Here is a 16,376-nt window from a genome sequence, read left to right as displayed (position 1 = left end):
CGATCATTACGGGTCCGGCTCAGTCGAGGCCGATCAGGCGCGCGGTGATCTGCGACGACGGATCCTTGAGCCCGTCGATGACAGTGAAATGGTTCAGTGCCGGCTCGACCACGAGGCGCGTCGGCACGTCGAAACCGGTCCAGACATTGGCCATCAGATCGGACTGGCGGATGAATTCCGGCCGCTCGCTGCCGCCGACCCAGGCGGTGACAGGCGAATGCCCGCGCGGCAGATGCAGCGCCGCGCTTTCGAGCGTCGCCTCTTCCATGGTCATGCGCAACGTCTCGTTCATCTTCGTCTTGAGCAGCGGACGCAAATCGTGCAGGCCGCTGATCGACAGCGTGCCGGCAATACGGTTGAAGACGACGGGCTCCAGCCGGCTGTCCTCGCACAGCATGCGCGTGACCAGATGGCCGCCGGCCGAATGCCCGGCGAGACGGATCGGACCTGCGACAAGCGAGGCCGCCTTCGCGATCGCGGCGGTGATTTCAGCGGTGATATCGGAGATGCGTGCGGCCGGCGTCAGCGTGTAGCTCGGCAGCGCCACGGTCCAACCATGGTGGCGCGCGCCTTCGGCAAGATCGGTCCATGTCGACTTGTCGAAGCGCATCCAGTAGCCGCCATGGACGAACACGACGAGGCCCTTGCTGTCGCCGTCGGGCAGGATCAGGTCGAGGCTCTGGCGCTCACCGGGGCCATAGGCGATGTCGGGACGAAAGTCCTTGAGGCCAGCGCGGTAGGCCGCCGCCCGCTCCGCCCATTGCGCCGGCATCTTGTCCGAGCCCGGAATATGGGCCGAATTGGCGTAAGCGTCATCCCAATCGCGCATCGTGACTCCCAGGGACTCGTCCGGCGAACCGGACGCCAGTCTGCCACCGGCAAGGGCAGCATCCTAGTCTTTATTTTAAGCTTAAAGGATTTGATTGCGCCCGTGTTTCGGGCAGCCGAGCGGCACACTCCGTCATTGCGAGCGGAGCGAAGCAATCCAGTCTGTCTCCGCGGTGACAAGTCTGGATTGCTTCGTCGCAAGAGCTCCTCGCAATGACGGTGGAGAGACCGGGGATCGCCCTTACGCCTTCTCCACTCCGCACCGTTCCGCGATGAACAGCGCCATCGCCTTGGTCGTCTTCTTCAGCGAGTCCAGATCGACATATTCGTTGAAGCCGTGCATCTCGCCGCCGCTGGCGCCGAAGCACAGGCTCGGGATACCGTAATTGAGACCGTAGAAGCGGGTGTCGGTCAGCGCAGTGAAGACGAGGTCTTCCACTGCGCCGCCATAGACCTTGTTGAAGGCCTTGCCGAAGGCGGCTTCCGGCGCCGCGGAATCGGTCAGCTCATAGCCCTCCGACAAGAAGCCCGACCATTCGACCTCCGGCGGATTGTTGGCGAGGAAGCGGTGGTTGCGCGAGGCAGCGGCAACGCAGGCCATGATCTCCTTCTGGTGGTCGGCCACCGACCAGCCCGGCAGGATCGCGATGCGGCAATCGACGTCGCACCAGGCCGGGACACTGGAGGCCCAGTCGCCGCCCTTGATGATGCCGGGATTGAAGTTGATGGGATGGTTCAGAGTCTTGAAATGGCGATCGGCCTTGGCCCGCTCGTTCCATTCGATCTCGAGCTTTTGCAGCGCATGGACGAGATGATAGGCCGCCATGATCGCATTGGAGCCGGAGCCGGCAAACGCGACATGGGTCGGATGGCCCTTCACGCGCAGGCGGAACCAGATCACGCCGACCTGCGAGCGCACCATCTTGCCGCCGGTCGGCTCGGGGATGAAGCAGGCGTCTGCGCGATAACCGCGCTGGAGCGTCGAGAGCGCGCCGACACCGGTGCTCTCCTCCTCGATGACGGACTGGACATGGATCCGCGCGGTCGGCTTGAAGCCCGCGGCCTTGATCGCATCGAGCGCATAGAGCGCGCCGATCGTGCCCGACTTCATGTCGCAGGCGCCGCGGCCGAACATCTTGCCGTCCTTGATGACGGGCGAGAACGGCGGCGTGTCCCACAATTCCAACGGGCCCGCCGGCACCACGTCGCAATGGCCCTGGAGGATCAGCGACTTGCCGGCCTCGGTCTTGGGACGATAAGTGCCGACAACGGTGCGGGCCCTCGAGAAATCATGCTCGATCGGGCCGAAGCCGCGCAGATCCTTGAGATCGTCGACATTGATGTGCCAGTCGTCGACCTCGTAGCCACGTTCGCGCAGGAGGTCGCCCATCATGTCCTGGCACGGACCCTCTGCCCCGCGAGTCGAGGGGATCGCGACGAAATCACGGGTGGTCGCGAGCTGGGCTTCGAAGCCGGCGTCAACGGCGTCAAGAATCCTCTGCTGCGTTTCGGCATTCATCAGGCAACTCCAGGCGTTCAACAACTCGAAGAGCGCGCAAGCTAGCCGATTTCAGCCGTTCGGGTACTCCACAAAATAAGCATCCCGCAATGCATCTTCGAGCAGGCGGCCTTCCGAATAGCCATTGAGCGTCGCAGGCCGGCTGACGCCGTCGAGCAGGCGCGGACACGGCTCGGGCGCACCGAGCACGGTGCGCACCGGGATACGCTCGGCATAGATCGGCAATTCGTAATCCTCCTCGTCGTCGGCGACACCCTTGGCGCGGACCTTTGCCGAGGCCTCCTCGATCTCCATCGCGATGAAGGAGGTCGCCTTGATCTCCTGCGTGTTGCTCGCCCGCAGGCTCGCGGTGCGATCCGGGAAGAAGCGGTCGACCATGGCGACCACCGCCCGCTCCTTTTCCTCGGGGTCGGTGACGAGATAGGCGGTGCCGAACGCCATCACCGCGCGGTAGTCGGCGGAGTGATTGAAGCCGCAGCGGGCCAGCACCAGACTGTCGAGATGGGCAACTGTCAGGCACACGCGCTCGCCCCTGGTCTGGTTGCGCAGCATGCGGCTGGCGCTCGAGCCGTGCCAGTAGAGCTTGGTGCCCTCACGCCAGAAGAAGGTCGGCGTGCAATAGGGCTGGCCGTCGATCACGTAGGAGACATGGCACAGCATCGAGGAATCCAGGATGCGATGAACCGTCTCGTGATCGTAGAAGCCGCGGTCGTGCCGGCGCTTCACCTGGTTGCGCGCTGACGTCGGATAGGAATTCGAGGTTTCGGTCTGGCTCACGGCCGCTCCTGTCGGGATTGAAACAATTCCAGAGCAGTTGTAGCGGTCGATTTGGTCTGCGATAGTGCCAATTCCATGCGAAAAATTCCAACCAATTCCCCCTCCCCCGGCAAGCCCGAGTTGCCGCTCGACCTCACCGGCCCGCACATCACGCCAGGCGCCTCCGCGGCGCACCGGCTGTATCAGGCGCTGTGCGAAATGATCGTCGCCGGCCTCGTCAAACCCGGCGAGCCGCTGCCGCCGTCGCGGACGCTGGCGAAGCAAACCGGATTTCGGCGCAACGCGGTCGTCATTGCCTATGAACGTCTGATCGCCGACGGCTTTGCCGATGCCACCGTCGGCTCCGGCACTTTTGTCGCCGCACGCATTCCCGCGCGCGCCGCCGAGCCGAGGAAGCCGAAGGCAACAGTCGAAACACCCAGGCAAGGCGCGTTCTCGCTCGGCTGCACCCATATCGACGAACGCGCCGTGCAGCGCTTCCGCGCCTTCGTCGGCCGGCGCCTGCGCGCGTTCGGGTCCGAGCATCTGCATTATGGCGACCCCCGCGGCAGCCTCGAGCTGCGCGCGGCGATCGCCGACCATCTGCTGTCGGCGCGCGGCCTGCGCTGCGATCCCGACCAGATCATGCTCACGTCGGGCACGCTGCACGCGCTGCGCATCGTGCTGAGTGCGATTCTGAAGGCGGGCGACCAGGTCTGGTGCGAAGATCCGGGCTACCCCGCCGCGCGCAACACCATCGCACATTGCGGCTATCGCGCCGTGCCCGTCCCCGTCGACGAGCACGGGATGCATGTCGCCAAAGGGCGAACTGCGGGGCCGAACGCACGCGCGGCCTATGTGACGCCGTCGCACCAGTTTCCGCTGGGCGTGCAGATGTCGATGCCGCGGCGGCTCGAGCTGCTGGACTGGGCCAGGCAGGCCGGCGCCTTCGTGCTGGAGGACGATTACGACAGCGAGTTCCGCTATGACGGCGCGCCGCTGATGTCGCTGGCCGGCATCGATCATCTCCAGCGCGTGATCTACATGGGCACGTTCGCCAAGACGCTGTTTCCGGGCCTGCGCATCGGTTATTGCGCCTTGCCTGAGCGTTTGATCGCCGACGTCACCGCCGCGCGCGCCGGGCTCGACCGCTTTCCCGGCACGCTGATGGAAGGCGCTGTGGCCGACATGCTCAACTCCGGCGCCTTTGCCGCGAACCTGAAGCGGGTGCGAAAGCTCTATCGCGAGGCCCGCGATGCGCTGGCCGAGACGCTGGAGGCCAGATCTGACGGTGCGTTGTCCGTGCCGGTGCCGTCGCAGGGCCTGCATCTTGTGGCAAGGTTCGATCCGTCGGTTGATCTGTCGGTCGCGGCGGACGCGAAGCAGGCGGCCGGCGCGGAAGGCTGGCTGCTGGCCGACACCTATTCGCGCGCGCGCCCCCTGCCCGGCTTCGTGCTGGGATTTTCGGGGCACGCAGTTCCACAACTCGTGGCATCCGCGGAACGGCTCGCACGGGAATCGCGTGCGGCGTTGCGCGCGAAAGGCAGATCGGCCCGGCGAGCGTGACGAAGCTTCCCTATCAGAATCGCCGACCGCTCCTTACATTGCGGCATCGATTCCGGGAGCTCCCATCATGTCACTCCGCCGCGCAGCCTGCCTCTCGCTCCTGATCGCCGTCGCGCTCGCCTCGACGGCGCGCGCTGGCACCGTCGGGCGCGAGCAAGACATCACCGACCTCAAGCTCGGTCAGCGTGTGCTGGTAGATGACGGAACCTGCCCGGCCGGACAGGTCAAGGAGGTGCGCGGCGCGAAGATGACCGATAAAGGGATCTCGCGCACGAGTTCCTGCGTGCCGCGACACGGTCCGAAATCGAAATGATGATCTGGGAGGCTACTTCGCCGGATCGAACATGCACTGCAAGGTCGGCTTGGCGATCTTGGTGAAGGTCGGGCCGATCTCGCCCTGCTTGGACGTCGGCACCCAATCGGTCTCGATCGTCGGAACGCCCGTCTCGCTGATGCCGCGCAGCAGCGCCTCGCGCAGATCGCGGTCCTCGACGACGGCGGCGGCATGGTCATGCAGGCAGCCGCAAACTTCCTCCGGATGCTCCCAGCGCCCGAGCATGCGCGGCGCGCACTGACGTACGAATTCGCTGCGGGGATCCGGCAGCCTCGAGGGCGCGCGCACCTGCGCCTGCACGGACGTGATGGTCACAAGGGAAATAAACGCTGCGGCGCAGAGACGAAGGAACATGATGGCCTTTGCCGGCTGATTTTTCTTGTTGGCGATCAGAAGCGCGCGGCGACCACGATCGGTTGCGGTGCCGGGGCGATGACCGGCGAGCCGCTGTACTGGAAGGTGCCGATACCGGGCAGATTGCCGTCGGGCATGCCCGCGAACGAGGAACCAGCGAGAACGAAACCGAAAGCAAGGATGAAGCTGAGTGCGCGCATGGTCTTGTCCCTCATTCCGGTATCCGGCGGTGCGCCGTCGTCGTTGTGAAGCTGATAACCATGGGCGGTTTCGCGCGTGATGCGCCAAAAGCGGAAAATGGTTTCATCTCCGTGAGAATTGTTTCGTCCAGTCCGATGCGACGAAACAATTCTCGGAAAATGCCAATCATTTCAGTCAGGTTGCGCCGCAGCTCAAGTAACCCGACAAGTCCTTGTTCCAGCGCGGACGTGCGCCGGGCGCGGCCGCTGTCATGTGCGCGCCTTGCACGCTTCACACGCGTTTTACGTTTTTCTGCTGAAGAGAAGCCAAACGAAGGTTGGGCCCTGTCGAACCGGGGGCGCTTCGACTGCGACCCAAGCCATCGAAACCGAGACGCCCGGATCACCGGGCGCGATCACGTGAGGGATGGCCATCATGATGGCGGACAAACGCGCAACGACGCGCGACGCGGAACAGCGGACGGACCGCGGAGATCAACGACCCGTTCACAGCCCCGCCACTTCGGCGAGCGAAATGACGCTGCAATCGAGCCGCGGCTATGAAGCTGCGCCGCAGATGTTCGTGCGGCTGACCGGCTCGCATCTTGCAAAACCGCGCGCCGGTCGCACCGTCGTTACTGAGTGAAGAATTCGCCGCACTTCTGGACGTTGGCGTCCGCCGGTCCCCACGGCATGATCGGCACCGTGGAGGTCGAGTTCTTTGGCGAGCCCTCGATCAACCTGTCCGAATAGACCATGTAGACCAGCACGTTGCGCTTGGCGTCACAGCCGCGCACGATTTGCATTTTCTTGAAGAACAGCGAGCGGCGTTGGCGGAACATGTCGTCGCCCTGCTCCATCTTGTTCTTGAACTTGATCGGACCGACCTGTCGACAGGCGAGCGAGATGTCGGAGACCTCCTCGGCAAGGCCGAGCCAGCCCTTGAAACCACCCTTCTCCGGTACGGTGAAATGACAAGCGACGCCCTCGACTTCGGGATCGTCGAGACCGTAGGTCGCGAGCTTGTCGTTCGGGCTGACCCATTTGAAGACGGTCGAGCGGCGGAAGATCAGATCCGGCTCGTCGGCAGCCAGGGCGGGCGCCACCGGCACGGCCAGAGCCAGGAGCAATAAAGCGAGGCCTTTCAAGCGGATGCTGGAAAGAACGGGGAAACGAGATGACATGAAGTTCTCCGGTAGCAAGTCCCCGCTATGTAGGCATCGGACGGCCGGTCAGGAAGACGACAGGCAACGAGCCGCGGCCGCCGTTTACCGCTCCGTGAGGCTTTTTTGCTACGACTTGGACAAAAGTAGCTGATGGCAGAACTGCCCTGCTGGTGAACGCGTATCCCCTCTGCGACACTAATGTCTGATTTGGATTATGGATTCGAGGATGAATAGCGTGAACGGGTCCGGTTCTTCTGCCAAGCCGGCGCGGCTCTGGCAGGTCGCCATTTTGACGGCGGCGGGGGCAATCGGTACGGCAAGCCAGGCGGAAGCAGCATTTTACTACTGGACGGATTATTCCGACGGCTCCTACGGCCGGCAGGAACGGCATCCCGAAGAGCCTCGCCAGAAGCCGCAGAAGCGCGGCGCGGCTGGCAAGAAGGACGTCGTCACCGAGAAGGAAGTCGGCACCAAGCCGCAAGGCCCGCTCGTCATCGTCGTCTCGATCGACCGGCAGAAGGTGACGGTCTACGACACCAACGGCATGTTCGCGGAATCCCCGGTGTCGACCGGCATGAAGGGCCATTCGACGCCGATGGGTGTGTTCAGCGTCATCCAGAAGCACAAATTCCACCACTCCAACATCTATAGCGGCGCGCCGATGCCGTACATGCAGCGGATCACCTGGTCCGGTGTCGCCATGCATGCCGGCGTGCTGCCGGGGTATCCGGCCTCGCATGGCTGTATCCGCATGCCGATGGCGTTCGCGGTGAAGATGTGGAATTGGACCAAGATGGGTGCACGCGTCATCGTCTCGCCCGGCGAGATGACGCCGCACAGCTTCCAGCATCCGCTGCTCGCCTCCGTGCGCGTGCCGCCGCAGCCTGCGGCCAGCGTCGAGCCCCAGACCAACACCGCCGACAAGGCCGACAAGGGTGCGGCGCAAGCCAAGGTCACCGAAGCCAAATCGCTGGAGACCAAGACCGCCAGTGCCGACAGCGTGCTCGAATTGCGCTCGTCGGTCGGTCACACCGTGATGTCGGACATGACGACCGGCAATGCACCGGCCCGTGACGACGCCACAGCGCCGGCAGAAAAGGCCGAGGCTGCAGCGAAATCCAAAGCCACGACGGCCGACGCATCTGACGCGGCGAGGCCGCAGTCGGAAGAAGCCGCCAGCGCCGACAAGGTCGAGGCTGCGAAAACCGAACCAGCCAAAAGCGAACCATCCACGTCGGACGTCGGTAAATCCGAGCCGGCCAAATCTGAGCCGGCCAAGTCCGAGCCCGTAAAGTCCGAGCCCGTAAAGGCCGAAGCGGCCGATACCGCGAAGAAGCCCGACGCGGCCATGACGGCCACCGCGCCCGCGCCTGATACCAAGAAGGACGAAAGCCGCGTTGCCGATCCCGCACCGGCCGCAAAGCCGGACGCGCCCAGGCGGGCCGGCCAGATCGCGGTCTTCATCAGCCGCAAGGATTCCAAGCTCTACGTGCGGCAGAATTTCGCGCCGCTGTTCGAGGTGCCGGTCACGATCGCCGCAAGCGACCGGCCGCTCGGCACGCATGTCTTCACCGCCGAAGTCGACAAGACCGATGCCAATGCGCTGCATTGGTCGGTGGTGTCGCTGCCGGTCTCCGCCCGCGCCGCGGCGCGCGAAGATGACGGCCGCATGACGCGCCGCAAGGGTGGCGCCGCCGTGATCCCCGTCGCCGCCAAGCCCGTGGTGACGCCCGACAGTCCAGCTCAAGCCCTCGACCGCATCGCGATCCCCGCCGACACCATGGCGAAGATCAACGAAATGCTGACCACAGGCGGCTCGATCATCATCTCCGACCAGGGCATCAACCAGGGCGAGACCGGCGAAGGCACCGACTTCATCGTCCGCCTCTACTAGCCTCGCCGCGTCAGATAACGCGTTGTTGAGCAGGCCGGCCAGGGCGCTGGAGTAAGGTGCATCCTGGATCATTTCGCGGGACGCCGTCATGATGAACCGCAGGACCATGCTTCTCGCTGCGCTTGCAGGCGCTGTCGCACCGATGACGCGTGCATTCGCCGATGGCGGCATGAGCCGAATCCCGGCCTACGCTTTCTCCTTCCCTGCATTGTCCGGCGACGACATCCGCCTCGCTGCGTTCGCCGGTAGGCCGCTGCTGGTGGTCAACACCGCGTCACTCTGCGGCTACACTCCGCAATACACAGGCCTGCAAGAGCTCTGGAGCGAGTTTCGCGGGCGCGGTTTGACGGTGATCGGCGTGCCCTCCAACGATTTCGGCAGCCAGGAGCCCGGCGGCACGAGCGAGATCACGGAGACTGCGCATCACCAATACGGCGTTACCTTCCCGATCGCGGCCAAGGCCGTGGTGGTCGGCGCCAAGGCGCATCCGTTCTACAAATGGGCCGCGGAGGCGCGGCCGAAGGATGTTCCGCGCTGGAACTTCCACAAATACCTGATTGGCCGTGACGGCTATATCGCCGAGGTGTTTGCCTCCGCGGTCGAGCCGACCGACACGCGGGTCAAGACGGCGGTCGCCAGAGCGCTCGCCGACAGCTGACGCGCCGCGCCTCATCCGGTTGGGAACAATTGTGGCGGGATGCCAAACAGCCGTTGCAATGGCGAGGGCCCACCATCTAGGCTAGGATCGTTTGGGGCAGGATGGTTTTGCCGGAGGCGAAAAGCCACGGCGGAACAACGGGATCAATCTCGAGGATAACACCATGCGTGTGGCGGCAGGACTGATTTTGGCAAGCGCGATGTCTCTTGCGATGACAGGCGCAGCGTGGTCGCAGACCCCGGCCGCCAAGCCCGCAGCCGCTACGCAAGCGGCACCGGCTGCAGCCCCTGCCGCAGCACCGGCTCCCGCACCCGCGGCGGCGGTCGCCGCCGTGCCGGCGCAACCGGGCTTCCCGCCCCCGCCGAAACAGGCGCCCCAGCCGGCGCGCGCGGCCTGCAACACACCGGGCGCGCTCGGCGTCGCCCGCACCGTCGAGATCGACACCACCGGCGGTCCGGGCTTCGGCTTCGAGCATTTCAAGGAGCTCGACTTCCTGCGCGACCACGAGGTGGTGCTGACCTTCGACGATGGCCCCTGGCCAAAGAACACGCCCGCGGTGCTGAAGGCGCTCGCCGATGAATGCACCACCGGCATCTTCTTCTCGATCGGCAAGCACGCGACCTACGAGCCGGAGATCCTGAAGCAGGTCTACGCGGCCGGCCACACGGTGGGTACCCACACCTGGTCGCACGCCAATCTCAACAACAAGAAACTCACGGAAGCGCAGCGCAAGGAAGAGATCGAGAAGGGCCTGTCCGCGGTGAAGTGGGCGCTCGGCGGCATCTCGCCCTCGCCGTTCTTCCGCTTCCCCGCGCTCCAGCATCCGCCGGAGATGGTCACCTATCTCGGCAATCGCAACACGGCGATCTTCTCCTGCGATATCGACTCCTTCGACTTCAAGGCCTCGAAGCCCGAGAAGGTGATCGAGACCGTGATGAAGAAGCTCGACAGCAAGGGCAAGGGCATCATCCTGATGCACGACTTCCAGAAGCACACGGCGGAGGCCCTGCCCGAGCTGCTCAAGCGCCTGAAGGCCGGCGGCTACAAGGTGGTGGCGATGCGCGCCAAATTCCCGGCGTCGACGCTGCCCGAATACGACCAGGAGTTGCTCAAGGACGTCAAGCTGCCGACGGTGAGCCAGCGCCCGGTCAATTCCGTGGTGACGACCGTTTCCGAATAGAAGGCCGTTGTCTTTCCGTTTCGAAGGCTACGTCATCGTCTCCGCGGACGGCATGCTCGCCGACGCGAGCCATGTCATGCCGGACACCCTGAAGTTCGAAGGCGACAAGCTGTTCTTCGAGCAGGCGCTTGATCGCGCCGCGCTGGTCGTGCACGGCCGGCACTCGCACGAGCAGCAGCCGAACTCACCGAAGCGCAAGCGGCTGATCACGACCCGCAAGATCAAGGCACTCACCGTCGATCCGGAGATGCCGAACGCGACATTATGGAATCCGGATCACGCGAGCTTCGAAGAGGCCTGCGCCTTCGCCGATGTCGCCTCGGGCATGGTCGCGATCATCGGCGGGCCTGTCGTGTTCGACATGTTCATGGACCGCTATGACACGTTCTGGCTGTCGGAGGCCCCGCATCTGCGCCTGCCCGGCGGCGAAGGTTGCTTCGTCGGCGTGCCGGAGCGGACGCCGCACGAGGTGCTGGCGTCACACGGGATGAAGCCGGGCACGCCTTATGTGCTCGACGCGGCGCATGACGTCACGGTGACACCGTGGCGTCGCGCGTAGATACGTGACACCAACGCCCCCCGCAGAATTACCCTACACGTCCCCGTAAGCCGCCTCGGCCGGGCGCGTGGTGCGGCCGTAGCCGATGATCATGCAGAGCGCGCCGATGATCGAGAGATTCTTCAGCGCATCGACCAGCATCTTCGCATTGTCGGGCGGCGCCAGATTCCAGAAATCGTAGAACAGCACGGTCGCGACCGCGACGTAGATGATCAGCAGCATCGCGAAGAACCGCGCGCCGAAGTTCAGTGCGATCATCAAGCCGGCGATGATCTCGAGCGCCCCGACCCCGATCGCCAGCAGTTGCGGCGTCGTCATGGCGGTGGCCGTCTCGATCTGCTTGGCATAGGGCGCGATCACATCTGGCACCACGACCTTGGTGGCGATGAAATCCGCAGTCACCTGGATGGCGAACAGCTTTGTCGCGCCCGTGTAGATGAACAGCACGGCGAACAGAATTCGCCCGAAAGTCACGAACGCTGGCATGATCGGCCTCTTGGCTCAGGCTTTCTGAAATCGACGTCTTGACGAGAATACCGAGCGATTATGAAGAGTCGTGCGCCGGTTTACAAACGGGGAAATGGTGAACTGCGAGTAATTCAAAGTTGGCGGCAGAGACGGCGCCCCTTCTCCCCTTGTGGGAGAAGGTGGCTCGCTGCGAAGCGGCGAGACGGATGAGGGGTATCCATCGGCACGGACGACTCTCGCGATCTCGACTTGCGGAGAGATACCCCTCATCCGGCGCTTCGCGCCACCTTCTCCCACAAGGGGAGAAGGATTTGCACCACCTACTCCGCTGCAGTCCGTCTTACGTAAATAACGTCGGCTGCTGCCGCGCGGCGCGCTCCTGCGCTTCCACCACCGCGACGGCCGTCATGTTCAAGATGCCGCGCGCCGTCACCGACGGCGTCAAAATATGCGCCGGGCGCGCCGGGCCGATCAGGATCGGGCCGACGGGGAGCGCGTCCGCCAGCGACTTGATCATCTGATAGGCGACGTTGGCGGTGTCGAGGCTCGGCATGATCATGATGTTGGCCTCGCCCTCGAGGTTGGAGTGCGGCAACACCATCTTTCGCGCAGCGGCTGACAGGGCGGTGTCGCCCTGCATCTCGCCATCGGCCTCGATCTCCGGATGCTTTTCCTTCAGGAGCTGGGTCGCCCGGCGCATCTTGCGCGACGAATCGGTGTCGTAGCTGCCGAAATCGGAATGCGAGACGAAGGCGATCTTCGGCTTGATGTTGAAGCGCTGAACATGGACCGCCGCGAGCGAAGCGATCTCGGCGAGCTCTTCCGCGCTCGGATTGGGGCGAACCTGCGTGTCGGCGATGAAGAACGCGCCCTTGCTGGTGATCAGCAGCGCCAGCGCCGCATAGTCGCTCACCCCGGGCGTGAAACCGACGATCTCGCGGACATGGCGCAGATGGCTCATGTAGCGGCCCTCGACGCCGCAGAGCATGGCATCCGCCTCCCCGCGCACCACCGCGAGCGCCGCGATGACGGTGTTGTTGGTGCGCACCACCGTGCGCGCCGCATCCGGCGTCACCCCGCGGCGGCCTGCGACCTCGACATAGGACTGCACATAGGAGCGGTAGCGCGGATCGTCCTCGGGGTTGACGAGATCGAAATCCTTGCCGGCCCGGATCAACAGACCGAAGCGCTTGATGCGCGCCTCCACCACCGAGGGACGGCCGACCAGGATCGGCCGCGCCAGCTTCTCCTCCAGCACCACCTGGGTGGCGCGCAGCACGCGCTCGTCCTCGCCCTCGGCGTAGATCACGCGCACCGGCTGGGTCTTGGCCTTGGCGAACATCGGCTTCATGACGAGGCCGGAGCGGAAGGCAAAGCGCATGAGCTGCGCGGCATATTCGTCGAAATTGGTGATGGGACGCGTCGCGACGCCCGACTCCATCGCGGCCTTCGCAACCGCCGGCGCCACGCGCAGGATCAGCCGTGGATCGAACGGGCTTGGAATCAGCGAGCCAGGACCGAAGCCGCCCGCCTCGCCGGTATCGACCCCGAGCGCCACCGCATCCGACGGCGCCTCGCGCGCGAGCTGCGCGATGGCCTCGACCGCGGCGTGCTTCATTTCCTCGTTGATCGCGGTGGCGCCGACGTCGAGCGCACCGCGGAAGATGAAGGGAAAGCACAGGACGTTGTTGACCTGGTTCGGATAGTCGGAGCGCCCGGTGCAGATCATGGCGTCGGGGCGCGCTTTGCGCGCCTCCTCCGGCATGATCTCCGGCGTGGGATTGGCAAGCGCCATGATCAGCGGCTTGTCCGCCATCGCCTTGGCCATCTCGGGCTTGAGCACGCCCGGTGCCGAGAGCCCGATGAAGATGTCGGCGCCACCGATGACGTCGCCAAGCGTACGCTTGTCGGTCTTCTGCGCATACACCGCCTTCCAGCGGTCCATCGTGGTGTTGCGGCCCTCATGCACCAGGCCGTCGATGTCGCAGACCCAGATATTCTTGCGCTGCGCGCCCATCGACACCAGCAGGTTCAGTGTCGCGATCGCCGCCGCCCCTGCCCCCGACGCCACGATCTTGACGTCGGACAGCTTCTTGCCGTTCAGCCTGAGGCCATTGGTGATGGCGGCGGCGACGATGATGGCGGTGCCGTGCTGGTCGTCATGGAAGACCGGGATCTTCATGCGCTCCTTCAGCTGCGCCTCGATCTCGAAGCACTCCGGTCCGCGGATGTCCTCGAGATTGATGCCGCCGAAGGTCGGCTCGAGCGCCGCCACGGTCTCGACCACGCGGTCGATGGTGTCGGCGGCGATCTCGATGTCGAATACGTCGATGCCGGCGAACTTCTTGAACAGGACCGCCTTGCCTTCCATCACGGGCTTGGAGGCCAGCGGACCGATATTGCCGAGGCCGAGCACCGCGGTGCCGTTCGAGACCACGGCAACCAGGTTGGCGCGGGTCGTCAACGTCGCGGCTTCCGACGGATTCTTGGCGATCTCGGTGCAGGCAGCCGCAACACCCGGAGAATAGGCAAGCGCGAGGTCGCGCTGGTTGGCAAGCGGCTTGGTCGCCTGGATCTCGAGCTTGCCGGGGCGCGGCAGGCGGTGATAGGCGAGCGCCGCCTGGTGGAGGTCATCAGAATAGGACGACATGCGGTCTCTTGCCTCGCGTTACCGGCCTCAAACTACGTTGTCCTGACCGGTCTGTCGCGGATCGCGGTATTCCGGGTCATGGAAACGGGATGAAGCACGGCCGGCGCCCCGGTGGCAACATCCGATTCCGCCCCCATCAACAGGCCGCGCGGTCAAATATTTGAAAACCATAGCTTTCCCTGGACCGCCCCGCGCTTTGCGAATATGGCAGGTTGCGCAGTGCAAAACGGGCAACTGGAGCTGAGAATGAAGCGGATCCTGATCGGCCTGATCGTGGCAGCCGTGCTCGCCGCGGGCGGATGGTTCGGCTTCGACTTCTACGCCAGGCATCGCGCCACCGCGGAGATCGAAGCCGTGTTCGACCGGATCCGCAGCCAGGGCAGCAAGGCAAGCCACGGCAAGGTGGCGTTCGACGTGACGAGCCGGACGCTGACCATCGAGGACATCGCAGTCGATCCCGCCGGGCAGCCACAGGCACACGTCAAGATCGCCGGCATCAAGGGCGTGGGCCTCCGCCAGACCGATGCGACCCGCTTTGCAGCCGACAGCATCGAGATCTCCGGTTTCGAGGTCGCGCTGGACGAAGTCGGCCCCGGGAAGCTGAAAGCCTCCTACAAGATCCCGCAGATGATCATGCGGGATTACGCGGGTCCTGTTCACGCCCAGAATGCGCCGGCGTCAGGCTCCCTGATCGACTTGTATCGATTTGTGCTCGATCAGTATGCGAGCGTGACCGCATCTTCGATCACGGCCCCGACCCTCACCATCGCCTTCGATGCCGGCAAAGGCGCCGCCGGCAGCGGCGAGGTCGTCTATTCGGGTCTCGCGCTCCAGAAGCTCGGCAAGGGCAAGGTCGACGCGATGAAGGCCGACCGCGCCTCCTTCACGATCAACGTGGAGCAGGCCGGCAAGGCGGACAAGCTGACCGGCGAGATGTCCGACCTCATCATCAATGATTTCGACTCGACCGCAATCGCCGCCGCCCTCGATCCGCAGAAGGCGGGCGACGACAGCTACCATCGCGTTTACGGACAAATGTCGAGCGGCAATTATGTGGCGACGTCGACGCAGGGCGTGCGGATGCAGGTCGACGGCATCGCGATCGCCGATATCGCAGTCCAGCCGTCGAAATTCCGGCCGGCCGAGATTCTCGCGCTGCTGCCGACGGACCGCTCCGCTCAGCCGACCCCGGCGCAATCGCGCGAGATGATGGAGAAGCTCGCCGGCCTCTATGACGGGCTTCGCGTCGGCAAGATCGAGATCGGCAGCATGTCGATGACGACCCCGCAAGGGACGCCCCGGCTCAGGGCGATCAAGTACCAGCAGGGCGAGTTCGCGCTCGAGGGCCTCGATGCGCCGACGCCGCAAGGCCAGGTGAAGATGGAGCGCTTCGCGCTCAAATCGCTCAGCCTGGCGAACCTGCTGCGTTGGGCCGCCAGCCTCGCCACTCCCGGGCAGGTGCCCTCGCCCGATCAGATGCTGGGCCTGTTCCGGGTGCTCGAAGGCGCCGAGATCAAAGGCGTGGTCTCGCCCTACAAGAACACGCGGCAGCTCGTCACCATCGACACGATCAGCCTGAACTGGGGCCAACTGGTCGGATCGATTCCGAGCAAGGCCAATCTGGTGGTGAAGATGGTCGCTCCCACCGATCCCGCCAATCCCACGCAGCTGCCGCTGACGATGGCCGGGATCGACAAGCTGGCCATCAACCTCGATCTCGGTGCCGCCTGGACGGAGTCCTCGGGCGCGTTCGCTCTGACACCCGCCACCATCGATCTCGGCAATCTCGCCAGGGCGCAAGCGCGCTTCGCGCTCGCCAACGTGCCGCGCGGCGTGTTCACGGCCGACCCGGTGCAGGCCATGAGTCAGGCCGGACAGATCGAGACCGGCGCGATCGAGCTCTCCCTGCGCGACAGCGGCGTCGTCGATCTGGTCGTGGCGCAATTTGCCCGCGCGCAGAACGTCAGCCGCGACGCCGCGCGCGGCGCCATCGTCGAGATGATCCGGGCGCAGGGTGAGAAGATCGCAGCCTCCAATCTCGATGCCAAGGCGGCAGTCGATGCAATCGCCGGCTTCGTCGCGACGTCAGGACAGACGCTCACCATCAGGCTGACGCCGCTCGGCAAGGTGCCGATGCTTCAGCTCATGGACGCCCTGAACAGCGAGCCGATCGTCGCGCTGGCACAATTCAGGATCGAGGCGTCGACGGGGCTGTAAGCGACAGCGGCGGTGCGCGCTCTTACCCGCCGTCATGGCCGGGCTTGT

The 16,376-nt window shown here is 64.8% G+C and carries 17 protein-coding genes; 8 read left to right on the top strand and 9 right to left on the bottom strand.

All coding sequences use genetic code 11. The features are described from left to right. Positions 1-19: 19 nt before the first annotated feature. The 3 genes from AC1RUR_RS32320 to AC1RUR_RS32310 form a co-directional block, all read right to left on the bottom strand. Positions 20-829 carry a hormone-sensitive lipase gene (locus AC1RUR_RS32320; protein WP_492851610.1) on the bottom strand — a complete coding sequence of 270 codons (810 nt, stop codon included), beginning with the start codon at positions 827-829 and terminating at the stop codon, positions 20-22. 240 nt (positions 830-1,069) lie between these two features. Continuing rightward, entirely contained in the window at positions 1,070-2,347 is a 1,278-nt protein-coding gene (locus AC1RUR_RS32315; RefSeq protein ID WP_492851608.1) for an ArgE/DapE family deacylase, read from the bottom strand. A gap of 51 nt (positions 2,348-2,398) precedes the next feature. Then, positions 2,399-3,124: a pyridoxamine 5'-phosphate oxidase family protein gene (locus AC1RUR_RS32310; protein ID WP_492851606.1), complete on the bottom strand. Its 726-nt coding sequence runs from the start codon at positions 3,122-3,124 to the stop codon at positions 2,399-2,401. A gap of 75 nt (positions 3,125-3,199) precedes the next feature. Here AC1RUR_RS32310 and pdxR point away from each other — a divergent pair, with 75 nt between their 5' ends. Further along, positions 3,200-4,669, top strand: coding sequence for a MocR-like pyridoxine biosynthesis transcription factor PdxR (pdxR, locus tag AC1RUR_RS32305; protein WP_492851604.1), 1,470 nt, complete (start codon positions 3,200-3,202; stop codon positions 4,667-4,669). Between the two features lie 67 nt (positions 4,670-4,736). Then, positions 4,737-4,982 carry a DUF6719 family protein gene (locus AC1RUR_RS32300; protein ID WP_492851602.1) on the top strand — a complete coding sequence of 82 codons (246 nt, stop codon included), beginning with the start codon at positions 4,737-4,739 and terminating at the stop codon, positions 4,980-4,982. A gap of 12 nt (positions 4,983-4,994) precedes the next feature. Here AC1RUR_RS32300 and AC1RUR_RS32295 read toward each other — a convergent pair whose 3' ends face one another. Genes AC1RUR_RS32295 through AC1RUR_RS32285 form a run of 3 tightly spaced genes read right to left on the bottom strand, consistent with a single transcriptional unit; the run spans position 4,995 to position 5,832 of the window. Continuing rightward, entirely contained in the window at positions 4,995-5,357 is a 363-nt protein-coding gene (locus AC1RUR_RS32295; protein ID WP_492851600.1) for a hypothetical protein, read from the bottom strand. Positions 5,358-5,392: 35 nt separating this feature from the next. Then, complete coding sequence (locus tag AC1RUR_RS32290) at positions 5,393-5,572, bottom strand: hypothetical protein (protein WP_492851672.1); 180 nt, start codon at positions 5,570-5,572, stop codon at positions 5,393-5,395. After that, entirely contained in the window at positions 5,569-5,832 is a 264-nt protein-coding gene (locus AC1RUR_RS32285) for a hypothetical protein (protein WP_492851598.1), read from the bottom strand. Before AC1RUR_RS32285 ends, AC1RUR_RS32290 begins: the two co-directional genes overlap by 4 nt. A 131-nt stretch (positions 5,833-5,963) precedes the next feature. Between AC1RUR_RS32285 and AC1RUR_RS32280 the strand changes: the two genes are divergently transcribed. Beyond that, positions 5,964-6,182: a hypothetical protein gene (locus AC1RUR_RS32280; RefSeq protein WP_492851596.1), complete on the top strand. Its 219-nt coding sequence runs from the start codon at positions 5,964-5,966 to the stop codon at positions 6,180-6,182. Here the strand turns inward: AC1RUR_RS32280 and AC1RUR_RS32275 are convergent. Next, on the bottom strand, positions 6,172-6,720 hold the full coding sequence (locus tag AC1RUR_RS32275) for a CreA family protein (protein ID WP_492851594.1): 549 nt from the start codon (positions 6,718-6,720) through the stop codon (positions 6,172-6,174). The genes AC1RUR_RS32280 and AC1RUR_RS32275 overlap by 11 nt on opposite strands. A gap of 208 nt (positions 6,721-6,928) precedes the next feature. Here AC1RUR_RS32275 and AC1RUR_RS32270 point away from each other — a divergent pair, with 208 nt between their 5' ends. The 4 genes from AC1RUR_RS32270 to AC1RUR_RS32255 all read left to right on the top strand — a co-directional run bounded on the left by AC1RUR_RS32270 (position 6,929) and on the right by AC1RUR_RS32255 (position 10,993). Further along, positions 6,929-8,596, top strand: coding sequence for a L,D-transpeptidase (locus tag AC1RUR_RS32270; protein ID WP_492851592.1), 1,668 nt, complete (start codon positions 6,929-6,931; stop codon positions 8,594-8,596). An 88-nt stretch (positions 8,597-8,684) separates the two neighbouring features. Then, positions 8,685-9,254: a glutathione peroxidase gene (locus AC1RUR_RS32265; protein ID WP_492851590.1), complete on the top strand. Its 570-nt coding sequence runs from the start codon at positions 8,685-8,687 to the stop codon at positions 9,252-9,254. A 163-nt stretch (positions 9,255-9,417) separates the two neighbouring features. Continuing rightward, positions 9,418-10,434: a polysaccharide deacetylase family protein gene (locus AC1RUR_RS32260; RefSeq protein ID WP_492851588.1), complete on the top strand. Its 1,017-nt coding sequence runs from the start codon at positions 9,418-9,420 to the stop codon at positions 10,432-10,434. Positions 10,435-10,441: 7 nt separating this feature from the next. Continuing rightward, positions 10,442-10,993 (top strand): dihydrofolate reductase family protein, encoded by a 552-nt coding sequence (locus tag AC1RUR_RS32255; protein ID WP_492851586.1) that lies wholly within the window; start codon positions 10,442-10,444, stop codon positions 10,991-10,993. 33 nt (positions 10,994-11,026) lie between these two features. Here the strand turns inward: AC1RUR_RS32255 and AC1RUR_RS32250 are convergent, their stop codons facing one another. Continuing rightward, the gene (locus tag AC1RUR_RS32250) at positions 11,027-11,479 is read right to left on the bottom strand and encodes a DoxX family membrane protein (RefSeq protein WP_492851584.1); all 453 of its coding nucleotides are present in this window, start codon (positions 11,477-11,479) and stop codon (positions 11,027-11,029) included. Between the two features lie 322 nt (positions 11,480-11,801). After that, positions 11,802-14,111 (bottom strand): NADP-dependent malic enzyme, encoded by a 2,310-nt coding sequence (locus AC1RUR_RS32245; protein WP_492851582.1) that lies wholly within the window; start codon positions 14,109-14,111, stop codon positions 11,802-11,804. Positions 14,112-14,357: 246 nt separating this feature from the next. Here AC1RUR_RS32245 and AC1RUR_RS32240 point away from each other — a divergent pair, with 246 nt between their 5' ends. Further along, positions 14,358-16,328 carry an aq_1923 C-terminal domain gene (locus AC1RUR_RS32240; RefSeq protein ID WP_492851580.1) on the top strand — a complete coding sequence of 657 codons (1,971 nt, stop codon included), beginning with the start codon at positions 14,358-14,360 and terminating at the stop codon, positions 16,326-16,328. Positions 16,329-16,376 lie beyond the last annotated feature (48 nt).

Source organism: Bradyrhizobium sp. GW821-FHT12B03, from assembly GCF_058807535.1.
The sequence above is the reverse complement of the archived record's forward strand: the minus strand, read 5'-3'. Positions and strand labels throughout refer to the sequence as shown.